At 33.8% G+C, this 18118-nt stretch carries 18 protein-coding genes; 3 read left to right on the top strand and 15 right to left on the bottom strand.

Annotation, left to right across the window (positions count from 1 at the left end; translation table 11 throughout):
- Positions 1–281: 281 nt before the first annotated feature.
- The 7 genes from ASE40_RS03365 to ASE40_RS03395 all read right to left on the bottom strand — a co-directional run bounded on the left by ASE40_RS03365 (position 282) and on the right by ASE40_RS03395 (position 7108).
- A complete protein-coding gene (locus ASE40_RS03365; RefSeq protein WP_057115385.1) occupies positions 282–692 on the bottom strand; it encodes a BrxA/BrxB family bacilliredoxin in 411 nt (136 codons plus the stop codon).
- Positions 693–823: 131 nt separating this feature from the next.
- Entirely contained in the window at positions 824–1255 is a 432-nt protein-coding gene (locus ASE40_RS03370; RefSeq protein WP_057115386.1) for an ArsR/SmtB family transcription factor, read from the bottom strand.
- 235 nt (positions 1256–1490) lie between these two features.
- Positions 1491–2654: a lycopene cyclase family protein gene (locus tag ASE40_RS03375; protein ID WP_057115387.1), complete on the bottom strand. Its 1164-nt coding sequence runs from the start codon at positions 2652–2654 to the stop codon at positions 1491–1493.
- 18 nt (positions 2655–2672) lie between these two features.
- Complete coding sequence (locus ASE40_RS03380) at positions 2673–3137, bottom strand: thioredoxin family protein (RefSeq protein ID WP_057115388.1); 465 nt, start codon at positions 3135–3137, stop codon at positions 2673–2675.
- Between the two features lie 142 nt (positions 3138–3279).
- The gene (locus ASE40_RS03385; protein WP_057115389.1) at positions 3280–5532 is read right to left on the bottom strand and encodes a TonB-dependent receptor; all 2253 of its coding nucleotides are present in this window, start codon (positions 5530–5532) and stop codon (positions 3280–3282) included.
- Positions 5533–5838: 306 nt separating this feature from the next.
- Entirely contained in the window at positions 5839–6744 is a 906-nt protein-coding gene (locus ASE40_RS03390) for an NAD(P)/FAD-dependent oxidoreductase (protein WP_057115390.1), read from the bottom strand.
- Positions 6745–6754: 10 nt separating this feature from the next.
- Entirely contained in the window at positions 6755–7108 is a 354-nt protein-coding gene (locus ASE40_RS03395; RefSeq protein WP_057115391.1) for a MerC domain-containing protein, read from the bottom strand.
- Between the two features lie 94 nt (positions 7109–7202).
- On the opposite strand from ASE40_RS03395, the gene ASE40_RS03400 reads away from it, so the two are divergent.
- From ASE40_RS03400 to ASE40_RS03410, 3 genes are all read left to right on the top strand, one after another.
- On the top strand, positions 7203–7595 hold the full coding sequence (locus ASE40_RS03400) for a Fur family transcriptional regulator (RefSeq protein WP_057115392.1): 393 nt from the start codon (positions 7203–7205) through the stop codon (positions 7593–7595).
- A gap of 74 nt (positions 7596–7669) precedes the next feature.
- Positions 7670–9538, top strand: a complete 1869-nt coding sequence (locus ASE40_RS03405) for an Nramp family divalent metal transporter (RefSeq protein ID WP_057115393.1) — start codon at positions 7670–7672, stop codon at positions 9536–9538.
- A gap of 103 nt (positions 9539–9641) precedes the next feature.
- Positions 9642–10295, top strand: coding sequence for a metal-dependent transcriptional regulator (locus ASE40_RS03410; RefSeq protein WP_057115394.1), 654 nt, complete (start codon positions 9642–9644; stop codon positions 10293–10295).
- A gap of 55 nt (positions 10296–10350) precedes the next feature.
- Here the strand turns inward: ASE40_RS03410 and ASE40_RS03415 are convergent, their stop codons facing one another.
- From ASE40_RS03415 to ASE40_RS03450, 8 genes are all read right to left on the bottom strand, one after another.
- A complete protein-coding gene (locus ASE40_RS03415; protein WP_128414926.1) occupies positions 10351–11580 on the bottom strand; it encodes a hypothetical protein in 1230 nt (409 codons plus the stop codon).
- A 217-nt stretch (positions 11581–11797) separates the two neighbouring features.
- Positions 11798–12199: a hypothetical protein gene (locus tag ASE40_RS03420; protein WP_057115396.1), complete on the bottom strand. Its 402-nt coding sequence runs from the start codon at positions 12197–12199 to the stop codon at positions 11798–11800.
- 200 nt (positions 12200–12399) lie between these two features.
- Positions 12400–13182: an enoyl-CoA hydratase/isomerase family protein gene (locus ASE40_RS03425; RefSeq protein ID WP_057115397.1), complete on the bottom strand. Its 783-nt coding sequence runs from the start codon at positions 13180–13182 to the stop codon at positions 12400–12402.
- Positions 13183–13192: 10 nt separating this feature from the next.
- Positions 13193–14608, bottom strand: a complete 1416-nt coding sequence (locus ASE40_RS03430) for an ATP-binding protein (RefSeq protein WP_057115398.1) — start codon at positions 14606–14608, stop codon at positions 13193–13195.
- Between the two features lie 139 nt (positions 14609–14747).
- Positions 14748–15296 (bottom strand): CopD family protein, encoded by a 549-nt coding sequence (locus ASE40_RS03435; RefSeq protein WP_057115399.1) that lies wholly within the window; start codon positions 15294–15296, stop codon positions 14748–14750.
- Complete coding sequence (locus ASE40_RS03440) at positions 15297–15866, bottom strand: hypothetical protein (protein WP_057115400.1); 570 nt, start codon at positions 15864–15866, stop codon at positions 15297–15299.
- A gap of 13 nt (positions 15867–15879) precedes the next feature.
- Positions 15880–16893 (bottom strand): ferrochelatase, encoded by a 1014-nt coding sequence (gene hemH, locus ASE40_RS03445; protein WP_057115401.1) that lies wholly within the window; start codon positions 16891–16893, stop codon positions 15880–15882.
- Between the two features lie 347 nt (positions 16894–17240).
- Positions 17241–18113 carry a helix-turn-helix domain-containing protein gene (locus tag ASE40_RS03450; RefSeq protein ID WP_057115402.1) on the bottom strand — a complete coding sequence of 291 codons (873 nt, stop codon included), beginning with the start codon at positions 18111–18113 and terminating at the stop codon, positions 17241–17243.
- Between the last annotated feature and the right edge of the window lie 5 nt (positions 18114–18118).

Below are 18118 nucleotides of genomic sequence, written 5' to 3' on the forward strand. Positions count from 1 at the left end.
AAATAACGATCGACCGAGTTTACGTTCCAGAGGAACGTCTGGTATGGTTGGATTATAAAAATAACATCGATCAAATGTTCCGCTGGAACGTAAAATAATGATAACAATACAATTTTGCTGCCAATGAGATGTTCCAACGGAACAGGGAAAAATATTATATAACAAAAAGAGGGCTGTTTCAAATTGAAACAGCCCTCTTTTAAATCTTTGTACCTCTTTACCTTTGCTGCTTTGAACCTAAAATCTTAGATCCTCAGCAACTCAGAACCTTAGTCCCTTAATTAGCAAAACTCATTAAAAGCATCCTGCAAATTCTCAGCGATTAGTTCTGCTGGACGACCTTCGATGTGGTGACGCTCTAACATGTGAACTAATTCTCCGTTTTTGAACAAAGCCATAGATGGCGATGATGGAGGAAAAGGAAACATATGTTGTCTTGCAGCATCAACAGCTTCTTTATCAACACCAGCAAAAACTGTAATAAGGTGATCTGGTTTTTTAGCTCCTTCTAAACTCATTTTTGCTCCCGGACGTGCATTTCTTGCAGCGCACCCGCAAACAGAGTTTACAACAACTAAAGTGGTACCCTCAGCTTTGATAGCGTTATCTACAGCTTCAGCACTATGTAAATCTTGAAAACCAGCAGCTGTTAATTCAGCTTCCATAGGTTTTACCATTTCTTGTGGATACATATTCTTGTCTTTTAAATTTTACTTTTGAGTTGCAAAGTTACAAAGTTTACTCGCAACTACTTAATTTGAAGTATAAAGTTTTGTTATAGTTCGATATTAATTTTTTAGGCATATTCCGAACCTTCCACAAGTCAAACCACCGTTTCTTTTATCTTTTTAGCAGGAAATTGATAATTATACTGTTTTAAGTGACTATTTCCTCTTCTTACCTTATTCGTTGTTGTTAATACAGTTGATTTTTTTTCTTCCGAAATTTCAATGGTAGAAAGATAACTTGTTAAATACTTTTTAAGCAGTTGTATATTGTCAACTTCTATGGAGTAAATTGTTTTTTTACCAACATTCTTTATATCAACCAAGTTTGCCTTTTTTAATTCTAACAAATGCTTAGAAATTGTCGATTGTGCCAGCGGAATTAATTCAACAATCTCACCACAAGTTCTATAGTTTCTTTTCCATAAAAGTGTCATAATCTGAATTCTCGTTGGATGTCCAAGTGCTTTGCAAATTCTTCCTACCTCTTCTGTCTCTATATCAAATTTTAAGCGTTTTGTAATTCCCATTTGCCATTAATTCATTATCGTAAATAACCGATTATATTAGGCAAATCTAAATGTTGCAGATTTTCGTTACCGCCTCAAAAAATTATTAAAATGAAAGAATAAGACATTTTTTTGGCTGTTAAATCAGATTAGTAAAATAAGCTATGTGGTTAAGATCGCACGCAGATTTAAGCAGATAAATGCAGATTTATTTAAGATTTTAAGATAAATATAATGAATCTGCATGAAACAAAAACTAGCTGAATATTACTCGAAACAACGCTTTAACAAAGGGCAATTTTGGACATTTTAAGATCACTTGGAGATCTTCCAGCAGACTTGTTTCTTCATCTAGAAATTTAAAGATCAAAACAGGATTTCCTTTTTTGAATAAGGAAGAAAAAATGGAACTTCCCAATTCATTATGACGATGCAGAATATCTAAAAGCAACAAATCATAAAACCAAAATCGGTTTTTTTTGTGAAAATAATTCATTTTGGGTGAAGAATCAGCTTGAAGAAAACTCACTAATTCTGAAGATTTTTTATCTGAATTTTTAAACGTGTAGCCCGTACTTGCTTTTGTCCATCCGCCGGCAGTACCAATGTTTAAAACTCGTTTGGTGTTTTTTTTCCAAAACGGATAACACGTCATCGGGATACTTCCCTGCTCTTTTTCGAGAACTTTATATTGATCTATTCCGAGTTTTTTTAAATAGATCTGAATCTCATTTTCGTATTCTTCTTTCGAAAGAAGATTTTCAGAAAACAAGGTGTATTCAACTAAAGCTACCGTTTTAGAAGTCGGCAAAACATACATAAATCTTGTATTTCCTTTTTGTTCTACCGAAAAATCCATAAAAGTTACTTCTTCAGGATTAAAGATTTCTCTTTCTGTTTTTACAAACCAACCCACAAAATGCTGCTGTAAAACCGGATATTTGGTTTGACTTTCGGCGAAAGCCTTTGTATAAATGCTATTAAATAAGTAATTGGTTGTATATCGATTTTCTTCTGTACCAACATAAACATGAGTTTCAAGTTCGTTGATATCGGTTACTTTTTCATTTAAAAAAGTAATATTGGAATGTTTTGAAATGGATTCAAAAACAAAATTATAAAAGTCAATTCCCCGAATTTGATTGTATTGATAAGGCTTCAACGCCAAATCGCGTTTGAAATTTTCATTGGCAAATAAAGCCAAATCCCATTTTTTAGAAATAACAGAATTCCATAAACTTTCGTTTTTATCCCAAAAACACCAAGTTCTGTCGTTGCTTTTCTTTGAATCGTGATCTAAAAGCAAAATCGATTTGTCTGAGAATTTTCCAGACATAACCATTTTGTAAACCATCATCAAAGATGCAAGTCCAGTCCCAGTAAAAATATAATCGAAGTGTTTGATTTGCGAAGAATTCATTCTCAAAAATAAGAAATTTTATTCTTTCAGTTTTTCTAAAAGAAGTTTAAAATCTTTTGGACTTAAATAGTTATTGTACTGTAAAATGATTTCATTTTTTTCATTCAAAACACACAAAACCGGATATACAATTTGATTGTTCATTGTTCCGAGTTGTAAAGCCAGTTCATGAACGCCAACATTATTTCCGGAAGGTTTGTATTTAAAAGTGTGATTATTAAAAGTAATATCTCGTTTTTCGGCAGCATTCAAATCAATAAAATAAAAATCTGAGTTTAGTTTTTGAATGATTTCTTGATTTTTGAAAGTCGTTGCTTTCATTCTCTGGCAAAACTGGCACCAATCGGTATGAATGAAAACGATGATTTTTCTTTTTTGAATTTGCTGCAAACTATCAACTTCTTCAAAAGTCCTGCTCTTTAGTTGGCAGAATCCTGTTGAAGTTATTCCGATGCAGAAAATTAAGAGAAATAGCTTTTTCATTTGTGTTTTCAGTTTTTGCCACGAATTTCACGAATTAGCACGAATTGAATAGTAAATCTTCATCTAAAAATTAGCGGAAATTCGTGAAATTCGTGGCAAAAGAAAAATCCTTATAATCATTTTAATCTTTGGCCTCATAAATTTACCTCAAATTATATCGCAATCCAATAAACCCACGAATAGTCTGGTTTTGTCCATAAACATAAGTGGTATCAAACGTCAATCCGTATGGATTATCTGGTGTAACCAAAACTTTTCCAGCCGAATCGTATTGTACATTTTTATCAAAAGGATCATTCGTTCTCGAAATCAAAAACGGATTATTCTGTTTTGGAGTAAAGTTCAGCAAATTTTTGATACCGCCGTAAACTTCAAAATTCTTCCAGCCTGTATACGTAAACTGAATATTCTGAATACTGTACCAAGGCGAATTAGGGTTTCTCGGATCGTATTCGTTCAACAAAGGCAATTTCATCGGACTGTAAACATTCCCAGTATAATCCAACAGTAAATTCCAAGGTTGTATTTTGTATGAAACACTCCAAGTTCCCGTAAATTTTTCGGTTAGAAAAGGTCGTTCTGAAATTCCATCCTGAACATTTTTATTGTCTAAAACTGTTGCACCAAGAATAAACTTTAATCCGTTTGTGAAATTTAAGTCGACATTCGTGCTGATTCCCTGACTTATAGCATAACCATATATATTGTCATAAATAATTTTATTCGGATCTGTTTCGTAATCTGAAACGATTTTATTGCTGAATCTCGTATAAAAAGCCGTCGTTTCAATTCCCATAAAAGTTCCATTTCCGAAATTGATTTTCTGAATATAATTCAGATTGACATTTACAGATTTCTCTGGTTTTAAATCATTTTGTATCACAACATCTCGCGAACCTGTCAGCGCAGCGTGATCTTCGGTAAATAAATTCACTACGCGAAATCCAGTTCCGGCGTTTAATCTGAAAATCGTATTTTCATTTGCTTTGAAACGATAAGCCACTCTCGGCGTAAAAATCGAACCGTGAATCGAGTTGTAATCGTAGCGCGCGCCAAGCAAAACCTGACTTTTAGGCGAAAATGTAATTTCATCCTGAACAAAAATTCCCGGCAGCCAAGTACTTTCAGCTTCTTTTGTTGCGGTTGTATTGTCGTCATAATAAGAATATCGATTCGCAATTCCGACAAGGAAATCATTTCGACCGATTTTTTTATCCCAGGTCAATTGCAGAAAACCAATTTTTTGATTGGCGATATAAGAGGTTGTTCCGTAACGACTGTCTTGGTAATGCACATTTCCAGAAAACGAAAGCATTAATTTTTCTTCAAATGGTAATTGATAAGTTCCAATTAATTCGGCTCTTTTGGTATAAATGCTTTCGCCGTAAATTTCATCGCCACCGCGGTATTTTTTCTCCCAACGCACATCTCCGCCCCAGCGGTCTTCATACATTCCGCGTGCTGCAATCGTAAAAAGACGATTATGATTTCGTTGAAAGTTCCATTTATTAAAAACCGAAATTCGTTCAGAAAGCGTGACATCCGTAAAGTTATCTTTGTCTTTATCAATAACCTCATCGTAGTTGAAGTAATTTACGCCTAAAAGAGAAGTCGCTTTTTTGCCGACATTAAATTTCATTCCCAAATCGAGATTACTTTCAAAGTAAGAAGTTGTAAAATAATCCGCAGAAAATACAGGTGCATTTGTTGGGTTTTTAGTGATAATATTGATCAGGCCACCAACCGCCTCACTTCCGTAAAGAGAAGAAGCGGGACCTTTTACGATTTCAATTCTTTCTACCAAAGAATTCGGAATTCCAGATAAACCGTAAACCGTCGAGAGACTGCTCACAATTGGCATTCCGTCAATCAGAACCAAAGTATACGGACCTTCAAGGCCATTGATATGAATATCTCCAGTGTTACAAACTCCGCAATTGAGCTGTGGCCGAACGCCATTTATATTTTGAAGCGCATCGTAAATACTCGCAGTTGGATTTTTTTTGAAGAAAGTAGGCGAATAAACCTCAACGGGAACAGCACTTTCTAAACGTTTTACAGCTTTTAAAGTTCCCGAAACAACAACTTCATTTAATTCGTTTTGGTCTTCATTTAATTCGAAATCAAGATTTAAGTTTTGATTTTCAATTATAGAAATCTTTTGAGTTATAGTTTTAAATCCACTCGAGGTCACTGCAATTTTATAAGAACCACTCGGAACATTTTCTAATTTGTAAAAGCCCAGTGAATCTGTATGAGTTTTAAAGTTTGTATGTAACAGAATCACATTAATTTCCTGAATCGTAGGAACATCTGTAGTTACTTTTCCCGATATGTTTTGTGAATAAAGGTTTTTAGTTGAAATTATTAATATTGCCAAAAATAAATATTTCATGGTTATAAAATTAAATTTAGACAAAACTAAAAATTAAATTTGACAAATAATTATTCTAATGAATAAATTTTTAAACTGATTTAATTCAATATGTTAGATTTATTTAAACACATAGAAATATGAATTTAAAGATTGAATAGCGTCCAGCTTTAGATGGATGAAAGCATGAGCGAAATAAAAGGGCTTAGCCAAACCTAAATTCGGCTAAAGCCCTTTCAATCCAATCTTCTTCCCCTAGCTGAAGCTAGGGGCTATTCAAAAAGTCAAGCAAACCCGACAGGTTTTCAAAACCTGTCGGGTTTAGAATTAAAAATCCTCATCAATAAGATCCTTATTAATCACTGCTCCTGCAAAAGATCCTGTAGAAACTGCAATTGCAACCGAGCGCATTTGTGTTGTACAATCTCCGCTTGCATAAACTCCAGGAATATTTGTTTTTTGCATAACATCTACTTTTAATAATCCTTGTTCGTTTATCTCACAACCTAAATCTTTGGGTAAATGGCAATGTTGTTCAAATGGCGGTCTTGCATAAATGGCTTTTACGGCAACTTTTTCCTGATTTTTGAAGATGATGTTCTCGATATATCCCTTTGTATGTTCGAAAGAATCTATTTCTTCCTCGAAAATTTGGACATTGTGCTGTTGTAATATTTGAGTTTGTTCGAAAGTCAAAGTCGATTTTCCATTGGTACATAATCTTAAATCTTTGGTCCAATTCGAAATCAATTTTGCAAAATCAAATGCTGTTTCGCCGTTTGCAATTATGGCTGTTTTTTCATTCTTCACTTCGTAGCCATGACAATATGGACAATGCAAAACCGAAATTCCCCAGCACTCTGCAAAACCATTAATCTTTGGAATTAAATCTTTAACACCAGTTGCGAATAAAACTTTTCTGGATGTGAAAATTTCACCTGATTCTGTTGAGATTTCAAATCCCGCTTCATTTTTGATTGCTTTTGTCGCAAGGCCATTATAAAAATGAACTGTTTTATAAAGTTCAACTTGTAATTTGGCTTTCGCCGAAATAACTGCGGGCTTCTCCCCGTCTTGTGTAATAAAATTATGCGAATGAGGCGTTTGTCTGTTGCAAGGCAGACCGCTGTCAATTACTAAAACCTGGCGAAGGGAACGTCCTAAGCTCATGGCAGCAGATAAGCCGCTGTAGCTTCCGCCAATAATAATCACGTCAAAAGTCTTCTGTTCCATAATTATAATTTTAATGATTTTGTTTTCTGTGTAATTTATAATTAATCAAATGCCCGATAATCATACCGATTCCTCCAAAATAAATGAGATCCAGATGAATTTCTAAAAAGAGTTCACTCAAAATACTGATCCATATTAAGCTCATAGAAACAATCAAAATTGACGAAACCAAAACACTTGATTTTTTCGTAATTTTGAGAATTGCAAATAAACCGATCGAAGCAAATACTAAATCGATAAATGGATTATGACTTAAGCCTAATTGCAAAATTGTTAGAAGAGGAAAAATCAAACAATGAACCAGGCAGATAGTCGCACTTGAAATTCCTAAAATATCGTAAAAGGGTGAGGTAGTTTTCTTCATTTCTTGTAATTTTGCTTAATGCAATTTTGTTGCAAATATACAATTTTAATTCAATTGCAACATTGTTGCGTTTAATTTTTTAATTCATTACAAAATGAAAACTACACGTAATACTACAGCTAAAACCGCTGTATTAGAGGTTTTTGAGAAATCAAAAACGGCATTATCGCATGCTGAAATTCAAAAACAATTGAATGATGTGTGTGATCGAGTTACTATTTACAGGATTTTAGACCGCTTGGTAAACGATGATATTGTTCATAAAATTTCGAATCTCGACGGAACTGTAAAATATGCGAAATGCAATCATTCACACCAGCGTGTACACATTCATAATCATGCTCATTTTAGCTGTGAGAATTGTCACGAAATAACTTGTTTGGAGAATGTGAAGCCGAGTTATATAATGCCGCATAATTACAAAGTCAACGAGATCAATTTCACCTTATCAGGATTATGTCCAAAATGTTTAAATTCTAACATTTAACATTTAGACTCGTCTAAAAATATTGTTTCGCGAATGTAATTTTTCTATATATTTGTGAAAACAATACTTTTACAATGACTAAATCTTTAGAAGAAGTAAACGAATCGGTTGCTACACAACATAAAAAAACTGGTTTCAGGAAAATATTAGCTTTTTTGGGCCCAGCCTATTTAGTTAGCGTTGGTTATATGGATCCGGGGAACTGGGCTACAGACATTGCCGGCGGAAGCCAGTTTGGTTATACTTTGGTATGGGTTTTATTGATGAGTAACTTAATGGCTTTGCTTTTGCAGAGTTTAAGTGCCCGTCTGGGCATTGTAACGCAGCGCGATTTGGCTCAGGCTTCGAGAGAAACTTATTCCAAATACATCAACTACATTTTATATTTTCTGGCCGAAATTGCTATTGCTGCCTGCGATTTGGCAGAGGTTCTCGGAATGGCAATCGGAATTAATCTTCTTTTCGGGATTCCATTACTCGAAGCGGTTTTAATTACGGTTTTAGATACGTTTTTACTGCTTTTCCTAATCAATAAAGGAATTCGCAAGATGGAAGCCTTCATTATAGCTTTGGTAGCGATAATTGGATTTTCTTTTATTTTCGAAATGATTTTTGCAGAACCAGAAATGGGTAAAGTTTTGCAGGGTCTTATTCCGTCAATTCCAAATTCTGCCGCTTTATATATTGCTATCGGAATTATCGGAGCGACTGTTATGCCGCACAATCTGTATCTGCACTCTTCTTTGGTGCAAACCAGAAAGTTTGATCGAACTCCTGCAGGAATCAAACAGGCTTTGAAATACAATTTAATAGATTCTACGATCGCTTTAAACCTTGCCTTTTTTGTAAATGCCGCAATCTTGATTCTAGCTGCCGCAACTTTTCATAGAAACGGAATGTTTGAAGTTGCCGAAATTCAAGATGCGCATCAATTTCTTGAACCTTTGCTCGGAACCAAATGGGCGCCAATTTTATTTGCAGTTGCACTTATTGCTGCGGGACAAAGTTCTACAGTAACAGGAACTCTTGCCGGGCAAATTGTAATGGAAGGTTATCTGCATTTCAGAATTCAACCGTGGGTTCGTCGTATTATTACCCGTTTAATTGCTATTATTCCTGCTGTAATCGTAATTCTAATTTATGGCGAAAGCGTAACTGGAAAACTATTAATTTTAAGTCAGGTTATTCTAAGTCTGCAATTGGGATTTGCAATTATTCCGTTAATCCATTTTGTGAGTGACAAATCGAAAATGAATGGTTTTCATATATCCAAACTTACTCAAGTGGTTTCTTGGATTATTGCGACTATAATTGTCTCTTTAAACGCAAAATTGGTTTATGACGAAATCACGTCGTGGCTTGCAAGTTCAAATCATCCAATAATTCTTTGGCTTACTGTAGTTCCGTTAGCATTCGCTTTTTCAGCTTTATTACTATATATCATTTTCAAACCTTTTATTGCCAAAGCAAAAAACAAAACAGTAAATCATTCTCCTCATAATCTCAAACTGCATTTTTCTCCAAGAGAAAGTCAAAATATTCAACACATAGCTGTTTCTGTAGATTTTTCTCATGCAGATGAAGCCGCATTAAACAAAGCCTTCGAATTGGGCGGCATTGACACCGAATATACCCTCATTCACATTGTAGAAACAGTTGGCGCATTAATGTACGGCGTTCACGTTCACGATCATGAGACGACAATTGATGAGAAATTATTACTAGAATATCAGGAAATGCTTTCGCAGAAGGGTTTCAAGATTAAAACTGAACTTGGTTTTGGAAAACCAAACAAAGTAATTCCGAAAATTATAAACGAAGGAAATTTCGATATTCTCGTTATGGGAACCCACGGCCATACTGGATTAAAAGATATTCTTTTTGGCACAACGGTAGATAAATTGAGACATAAAATTTCAATACCTTTGTTGATTGTTAAATGAAGTGGCTAAGATGCTAAGGTTCTAAGATACTAAGGTTTTTTACTAAAGCCTCAAAAGAAAACTTAGAATCTCAGCATCTTAGGACCTTAGAACCTAAAGAAGAATGACCTTTTCAGAAGAAAATTACCTTAAATCTATCTATCACCTAACCGCTGCTTTGGAAACTGAAGTGAGCACAAATGCCATTGCGGAAATAATGGAAACCAAAGCTTCTTCGGTTACGGATATGCTTAAAAAACTAGCTGATAAAGATTTAGTAAATTATAAAAAATACCAAGGTGTATCTTTGACAGAAAATGGGAAACTGGCCGCTAAAATGATTGTGAGAAAACATCGTTTATGGGAAGTGTTTTTAGTTGAAAAACTAAACTTCAGCTGGGATGAGGTTCACGACATTGCGGAACAGTTAGAACACATCAAATCTGAGCAGTTAATTAACCGTTTAGATGACTTTTTGGGAAATCCTACAGAAGATCCTCACGGCGATCCAATTCCGGATGCAAATGGCCGAATTATTAAAATTGAGAAACATTTACTTTCTGAATTATCAGAAAATCAGATCGGTGTTTGTGTGGGTGTAAAAGATACTTCTTCCGAATTCCTGAAATATCTGGACAAACAAGAAATCGCTTTGGGTTCTAAAATTGAATTTCTGTCTAAAGAATCTTTCGATTTATCGGTAAAAATTAATGTTGACGGCAGAGAATTATCTATTTCAAATAAAATTGCTTCTAATTTGTTTGTGAAATTGGTTTAGAACTAATTTTAACTAAAAAAGAAAATCCGTAAATGATGTTTACGGATTTTCTTTTTTAGTTAGCTTTAAAAGCATCTGCGTAAGGTATATTAAAAAAACCTTTATAGACATAAACTGAAGCCTTATCTCCTATTTCTGCTTCATAATAAAACTCTTTGTCAATTTTAATTTTCTGAATTTGACCTTCCTTTTCCAATGGAGCAACGGATATAATAAAAGATTTTCCCGGTTTTTCCTTATCAAGAATTGTTGTAGTAAATTTTAATGGAGTCGATTTGTCAAGTATGCCATTTAAACATATTACAGAACTATATACATAGCCACATATAAAAATAAAGGTAAATAATACCACTAATCTTCCTTCTGGATTTTCACCAGAAAGATCCATTTTTTCAGTAAATAGAAATGCTGAATAAATGATTACTACCAAAACTAATGGAAGCCAAATATTACTGAAATCTAAAATACTAAAATCTGCCTCTACCCTTTTATAGAGCAAGTATGCAGGTGCAAGAATACCAACAGCGACATTCGGATATATACTATTTCTAATTTTATCAACTCGTATTAAGCCTTTCCAATATTTAATAGCTAATAAAGAAACAATTGGTAACATCATACCTGATAGAAGCGCATATTCATAAGGCTGCGGATAATTGTATATCCAAAATCCAATGATAAAAGTCATTGAATATATAATTCTGGCCGTTATTTTTGCATATTTTAATTGACTCGTTTTTTCTTTAACTGTAAAACCAAAATCAGTATTTTTTAAAATTTCTTTTTTTTCTTGCGTGATCTTCTCTTCAATTACTTTTACCTTTTCAGCATTTAGATCTGCGACTTTAAAACTTAACTGAGATCTTATTTCGTCAAATTTTTCAAATAAATTACTAAAAACAATCGCTTTTTCCCCTTTGGTTTTGGATTCGACGCCTAAGAATTTCTGTAAATTAAGTTTTGGATTGCTGCTTACCTCAAAACCTTTTATATCCTTAAACTTTAGTTCTTTTTTTTTAAACACGCCTATGAGCTGAAAACTATCTTGTGTAATTACAATTCTTGTTTTATATGTTTTAAAAATTAAAAATACCATCCACAGTACTACAAAAAGAAATAGTACTGCCAACAAATTTTTCACTAATGGTTTCTCATTGACTTGAAAGGGCGCTAATTCTGCGGGAAGAAGTAATATTATTCCAAATATTCCATAAAACAAAGAAGTGAATGAGCAAATACTATAAATAATTATCCTCCATGTCTTAGATATTCTATACGTTTTCATTTTAAGCTAATTTTTTTACTATAAAGTGTAAAAGTATTATGGTCCTTTAAGAGAAACATACAGAAAAAGACTTAAAAGCAACACTATAAGACAAAAGAACAAAATTTTATTAAGCTTAAATTTATTGACTATTTAATACTATTAAATAAAGCAAAAAAAACCCGTAAAAACCAAAATAGGTTTTACGGGTTTAACTTTTCTTAACTCAAAAAAATTTTCAAACAATCCCCTTCTCAATCATTTCTAACATAACTGGAGAAGCATTTTTAAACGTTGGTGGTTGTTCTATTATACTTCCCGCGTTTTTCTTGTTTACTTTAAAAGTCACATCATTATCTGTGGTAAACAAGAGCGCTGTTAAAAACGGCTTTTTGATATAAGAGCCTAAAATCAAAAGTGCTTCATCTAAGGTATGAATGCTATCAACTTCTTCAGTTTTATAACGTGAAGTCAATGATATTGAAAAGGTATTATCTTCATTTAAAACCAAACGAAAATAGATATTCTTAAGTTCGGTATCGCCTATTGTTTTGGCCAAAGTCAATTTTGCGAAAGTTCCAGCTTGAATACTTTCTTTAACTCGTTCACAAAAAAGGGCAAATATAGGTTCGTAGGACATGATTTTTATTTATTAGTTGCTATCCAGAAGCTTCGGGACTAAGTTCCTAAGTAATTGAGTTTTTTAATTACTTTGAACAGCTTTGTGTTGTTTTACCACAGAGTTACACAAAGATTTCACAGAGAGTCACAAAGAAAAAACATTAATGCAAAGCTTTGTGTAACTTTGCGGAATCTTTGTGTAACTCTGTGGTATAAACTTTATTTCCCTGTAAATTCAGCTTTACGTTTTTCTAAGAAAGCTGTTGTTCCTTCTTTAAAATCCTGAGTTCCGAAACATTTTCCGAAAGATTTTATTTCAGTATCAAATCCGTTTTTACCGTCTTCAAAGTTGGCATTGATGGCTTTTATCGCTTTACTAATTGCAAACGGAGCATTTTTAATAATTTTATGAGCAATTACATTTGTAAATGATAATAGTTCTGCCTGAGGCACAACATGATTTACTAAACCGTATTGTTTGGCTTCTTCTGCAGAAATCATAGCAGCAGTCATGATCATTTCCATTGCACGTCCTTTACCCACTAATTGAGGTAAACGCTGCGTTCCTCCATAACCTGGAATTAATCCTAAAGTTACTTCTGGCAGTCCCATTTTCGCATTGTCTGAAGCGACTCTAAAATGACAAGCCATTGCCAATTCTAATCCACCGCCTAAAGCAAAACCGTTAACGGCTGCAATAACTGGTTTTTTCAAATTTTCAATAAAATCGAATAAAGATTCCTGTCCTTCAGCTGCCAATTGTGCACCTTCGACAATTGTATAATTTGCAAATTCAGAAATATCAGCTCCGGCTACAAAGGCTTTTTCACCGCTTCCAGTTAAGACAATTACACGAACATCGTCATTTTTACTTAATAATTTAACTGCCTTGCTCAAATCACTAATGGTCGCTTTGTTTAAAGCATTCAGTTTTGTTGGTCTGTTAATTGTGATCGTTGCTATTTTTTCTTCGATAGAAATTAAGATATTTTCGTAGTCCATGACGGTAAGTTTAAGAGTTAGTAATGGGCAAAGAAACCCTAAATGTGGTTCCTTTTCCGTAAGTTGACTCAAAGGTAATTGTTCCTTTGTAATTTTCGATAATGTTTTTGATAATTCCGAGTCCAAGTCCCATACCACTGGTTTTGGTCGTAAATTTTGGTTCGAAGATTCGGCCGATATCTTGTTTCTGGATTCCGATTCCGTTGTCTTTAACAGCAATTTCAACATTATTATTGCGTCTTTTTACTGTAACGACAATCGATTTTTGAAACTGACTTTCCGGAATGGCCTGCGTTGCATTTTTAACCAAATTGGTAATCACGCGGATCAACTGCGTACGGTCCATTTTTGAAATGATTTCTTCTTCATCTTTTTCAAAAACAATATAATCTTCATTAAAAATATCGAGAGCTAATTCGACAACCTCAACAACATTCAACGTTTCGTTTTGCTGCGCCGGCATCGAAGCAAAGTTCGAAAATGCCGAAGCCACCGCCGTCATCGTATCAATCTGCTGAATTAAGGTTTCAGAGTAATCGTTCATCTTCTGCTTCACATCAGGATCATTTGGATCAAATTTTCTCTGGAAACTCTGAACCGTTAATCGCATCGGCGTAAGCGGATTCTTGATTTCATGCGCGACTTGTTTCGCCATTTCACGCCAAGCTTCTTCACGTTCACTTTGGGCAAGTTTGATGGCACTCGTTTCGAGTTTGTCAACCATTCCATTATACGCTTTAATCAAGAAGTTGACCTCTTTACTATTCGCCTCTAAAACAATTTTCTCGTTTTTCTGATCTAAATTGGTTTCTTCCAATCTATCGGAAATAGTTTTTAGTGATTTTGTGATGTATGTCGAAAGGAAATATGCTAATGCAAAAGCCACAATCAACATAAAAGAATAAACCTGGCTTAAGCGAATTAAGAAGGTATTCAATTCGTTATCATAATAACCATCGTCTTCTAAATAAGGAAGATTCAGGATTCCGAGTGGTTTAAATTTTTCGTCTTTTATTAAACTGTAGGATGATCTATTTTTAACTCCGTCGATGGTTTTAATGTCTACAAAACGTTTTTCTATCGAAGAACGAACGAGTTTCAGAATATATTCGGGAATTGGAGGTGCAATTTTATCAACGGCAAAAGATTCTTTTGAAGATTTTAAAAGTTTCCCGTCAAGACTGTAAATGTTGATTTCGATTTTATGAATCTGCGCTAATTCGTGGATTTTATCTTTAAAAATTAAATCCAGATTTTGGGTTTTCAGCGGATAAGTTGTAGTCGCCAGAACGTAATTAATATGTTCTTTTACAGCGTTTTCTTTTCGTTCTAAACGTTCCTGATGATATTCTTTGGCCTCCGTTTTAAACTGAATAATCGAAATCGAAGCCAATAAAAAAGATGCTACAACAATCAATACAATCATCGAAAGGAAAATCCTGGTACGAAGGGAAAGCATTGACATTTTGAAGTTCTGCATGTTTTTTAATTATAAATTGTGAATTGTAAATTATGAATTATTCGGTCTGCATTATAATTTACCACTAACAATTCACAATTTACCATTATTTCTTTTCTCTAATTCGTTTATAAAATCGGAATCCAAGCATTATTAAAACCGAGAATAAAATAATTCCGATTACGCCGAAAATCCAGTTGATGGCACTTTTTAAAACTACTAAAAAAACGACGGCAAATAAAATAATCGTTGCGCCTTCATTCCACAAACGCATGAAGTTGTTGGTATATTTTACCTCATCGTTTTGTAATTGTTTAAAAATTTGATGGCATTTTCCATGATATAAATACAAAAGGAAAACGAAGCATAATTTTACGTGCATCCACGGCATTTTCATCCATACATGACCTGCATCTGTAAAAAACAGCATCCAAAAAGCAAAAATACTCGCCAAAACCGCCGACGGCCATGTAATAATGTACCACAAACGGTAGGCCATAATTTTGTATTGCGCCTGTAAAATTTCTTTTTCTGGAGATGGCTTTTCATTTGCTTCAATTTGATAAACAAACAAACGAACGATATAAAACAAACCTGCAAACCAAGTGATTACAAATATAAGATGCAGTGATTTTAAATAGTTATAATATTCCATTTATTCCTTAAATGTAGATTTTTTAAAAAGATCAATCATTTCTTTACCGTAATCTTCATTTTCATATACTATTGAAGCGATAAAGATTTTGCCATTAAAAGTCCTTGAAAAAATAACTGCTGTTGCAAGAGTTTTTCCTTTTTCAGTTATTGAAATCTTAGCTTTTCTAAATTCTAAACCCGAAATGTTCTCAGAAGTTACTTTGTAATCTCCCATTTGACCTTGCGGATAAACTTGACCAATATTTTTCAAAAAAAGAAAATCTTTTAATCTCATCTTTAGATCAGTTGAGCGAACATCTCCTGAATAATTTTCGTAGTTTGCTGCAAAATAATTGGCCTTGTTTCTTTTAAAAGCAACAATAGAATATTCTTTATTGATTAAAGTTGTATCTCCTTTAATTTCTCCATTTTCTATTTGATTTACTTTTTCATAATCGTCTGGAATAGTAATCTGCCAGTTGAATGTTTTATCAGAAAAAGTATTGTTTTCAAAAGTGTCTCTTTTTTTGCATCCAACAAGAATTGCTAGAGAGAAAAATAAAATCGAAAAATATTTTAATTTATTCATATGTCTTTAATTCTTATTTAGCCCAATCATTAATCCAATTAGAAACTGTCTGGCACCATTCATCATCATCATTCAGACATGGAATTGCTAAAAATTCTTCTCCTCCTTTTGCTTCAAAATCTTCTTTGGCACGCATCGCGATTTCCTCAAGAGTTTCTAAACAGTCTGAAACGAAAGCTGGTGTGACAACCGCCAATTTCTTGATTCCTTTTGCAGGCATATTATCGATTTCAACATCCGTGTAAGGCTCTAACCATTTGTCGCCCGCCAAACGCGATTGAAAAGTTAAACTGTATTTATCTTCTGGAAGTCCTAATAATTTTACAACTTGTTTTGTTGTTTCATAACATTGGTGACGATAGCAAAAGTCATGCGCAGCCGAAGGTGTGTTACAACAAGAACCGTCGATTTTACAATGCGATTTGGTTACATCAGTTTTGCGAATATGGCGTTCTGGAATTCCATGGTAAGAGAACAATAAATGATCGTAATCAAAACCAACTAAATGTTTCTGAATTGAATCTGCCAAATTCTTGATGTAATCTGGTTTGTTGTAAAATGCTGGAACATCCGTAAATTTCATGTTTGGAAATTTCTTTTTACGGATTTCTTCTGCTTTTACTAAAATAGTCAAAGTCGAAGCCATTGCATATTGCGGATATAAAGGAAAAAGCATTACTTCATCTACACCTTTATCATGCAATTCCTGAAGTCCTTTTTCGATTGTCATGCTTCCGTAACGCATTGCTAATGCAACCGGAACATTTACCAAAGGCTGTACTTTTTTCTGCATTCTTTCAGAAAGAACTACTAATGGAGAACCTTCCTCCCACCAAATTTTCGCGTAAGCGTGCGCTGATTCCTCAGGTCTTTTTCTCAAAATAATTCCGCGAACCAATAATGCTCGTAATAAATACGGAACATCGATCACGTATTTATCCATTAAAAATTCGTCTAAATATGGTTTTACATCTTTTGGTGTTGGACTTTCTGGAGATCCTAAGTTTACTAATAATACGCCTTTCATTATTCTTTTTTTGCTTTAGGCTTTAAGCTTTAGGCTTTAAGCATTGTATTTGTTTTTAAAAATTTCGTCAAAAGTAGAACTTGCTGCTTTTTAGAAATATGATAATTATTACTTTTTAATTATGTTCTTATTTATAAAATTGATTCTCTTAAATCAATCGTTCCTATGGAACGCAAAAAACATTTAATTTTTTTTTCTACCAACGAGATGTTCCTATCGGAACATTTTCACCAAAGATTCATCATTTTTATGTTCCGTTGGAACATTTCGTTGGTAACTTAAAATGTCCACACAGTATAACGTTCCTTAGGAACGTTTGATTTTAGATCTCTGCCCTTACAGCATGCTTAAACATTCGCATTAATCGACATCAAATATTTTTTTGGAGTTGTGGCAAACTTTTTCTTGAATGCCGCGATAAAGTGACTTCCCGTGCTGTAGCCAATTTTCAACCCCACTTCGTTTACATTATACGATCCGCTGTCTAAAAGTTTTCGAGCGAAGTCCATTTTGTAATCGAAAAGGAAACCGTAAACCGTGTCGCCGTAAATTTGTTTGAAACCCATTTTGAGTTTCTTTAAATTCAAACCAATTTCATCTGCCAATTCTTGCAATCCTGGCGGTTCGGCCATATTCGCAATAATGATTTCTTTGGCTCTTCGAATTTTCAGAACGTTATCTTCATCAATTAAAAACGGACATTGTTCTGCGTTTGGATCTTCGGTTCTGTTAAAATACAAACTCAACAATTCGTACCCTTTTCCTTTATAATAAAGGTTTTTTATGGATGGATGAAGATTGTAATGAAACAACTGACTCAAAACAATTGCCATCGACGGACTAATATTTCCTTCGTTATAATACTTTTTATCCTTATTATCAGGACTTAAAAAAGTAATATAATCGGCTTCTGCAGAAAACAACGCGTGAAATTTTTTGATGGAAACAATTACAGAAATCACCCAAGAGTTTGGTGCCAATTCTAAATTAAGCGGTAATTCTTTCTGCGGATTATACAAAAGCAGCGATTTTTCTTCTTTCAATTCTAAAGCATAATTGCCTTGATTGAATAAAAATTTGGCGTTGCCTTTTATCCCGAAGTGAAACTGTATCAGGCCGGTACCTATTTCGTGCTGTGCATAAAAAGGCTCAGAACCATCGTTTTGAAAACGAATCAGCGTAAAGTCGTCTTCAATTTTTATAACTTCTTGAGAACTCATAGCGA

The organism is Flavobacterium sp. Root935 (assembly GCF_001429295.1).
Taxonomy (GTDB): domain Bacteria; phylum Bacteroidota; class Bacteroidia; order Flavobacteriales; family Flavobacteriaceae; genus Flavobacterium.

Bases quoted from the DNA above. Each gene is read 5' to 3' on its own strand.
- ASE40_RS03425 (WP_057115397.1), bottom strand. From the start codon at position 13,182: ATGGACTACGAAAATATCTTAATTTCTATCGAAGAAAAAATAGCAACG.
- ASE40_RS03440 (WP_057115400.1), bottom strand. From the start codon at position 15,866: ATGAATAAATTAAAATATTTTTCGATTTTATTTTTCTCTCTAGCAATT.
- ASE40_RS03420 (WP_057115396.1), bottom strand. From the start codon at position 12,199: ATGTCCTACGAACCTATATTTGCCCTTTTTTGTGAACGAGTTAAAGAA.
- ASE40_RS03430 (WP_057115398.1), bottom strand. From the start codon at position 14,608: ATGATTGTATTGATTGTTGTAGCATCTTTTTTATTGGCTTCGATTTCG.
- ASE40_RS03395 (WP_057115391.1), bottom strand. From the start codon at position 7,108: ATGAAGAAAACTACCTCACCCTTTTACGATATTTTAGGAATTTCAAGT.
- ASE40_RS03450 (WP_057115402.1), bottom strand. From the start codon at position 18,113: ATGAGTTCTCAAGAAGTTATAAAAATTGAAGACGACTTTACGCTGATT.
- ASE40_RS03375 (WP_057115387.1), bottom strand. From the start codon at position 2,654: ATGAATTCTTCGCAAATCAAACACTTCGATTATATTTTTACTGGGACT.
- ASE40_RS03380 (WP_057115388.1), bottom strand. From the start codon at position 3,137: ATGAAAAAGCTATTTCTCTTAATTTTCTGCATCGGAATAACTTCAACA.
- ASE40_RS03435 (WP_057115399.1), bottom strand. From the start codon at position 15,296: ATGGAATATTATAACTATTTAAAATCACTGCATCTTATATTTGTAATC.
- ASE40_RS03410 (WP_057115394.1), top strand. From the start codon at position 9,642: ATGACCTTTTCAGAAGAAAATTACCTTAAATCTATCTATCACCTAACC.
- ASE40_RS03385 (WP_057115389.1), bottom strand. From the start codon at position 5,532: ATGAAATATTTATTTTTGGCAATATTAATAATTTCAACTAAAAACCTT.
- hemH (WP_057115401.1), bottom strand. From the start codon at position 16,893: ATGAAAGGCGTATTATTAGTAAACTTAGGATCTCCAGAAAGTCCAACA.
- ASE40_RS03370 (WP_057115386.1), bottom strand. From the start codon at position 1,255: ATGGGAATTACAAAACGCTTAAAATTTGATATAGAGACAGAAGAGGTA.
- ASE40_RS03415 (WP_128414926.1), bottom strand. From the start codon at position 11,580: ATGAAAACGTATAGAATATCTAAGACATGGAGGATAATTATTTATAGT.
- ASE40_RS03400 (WP_057115392.1), top strand. From the start codon at position 7,203: ATGAAAACTACACGTAATACTACAGCTAAAACCGCTGTATTAGAGGTT.
- ASE40_RS03405 (WP_057115393.1), top strand. From the start codon at position 7,670: ATGACTAAATCTTTAGAAGAAGTAAACGAATCGGTTGCTACACAACAT.
- ASE40_RS03365 (WP_057115385.1), bottom strand. From the start codon at position 692: ATGTATCCACAAGAAATGGTAAAACCTATGGAAGCTGAATTAACAGCT.
- ASE40_RS03390 (WP_057115390.1), bottom strand. From the start codon at position 6,744: ATGGAACAGAAGACTTTTGACGTGATTATTATTGGCGGAAGCTACAGC.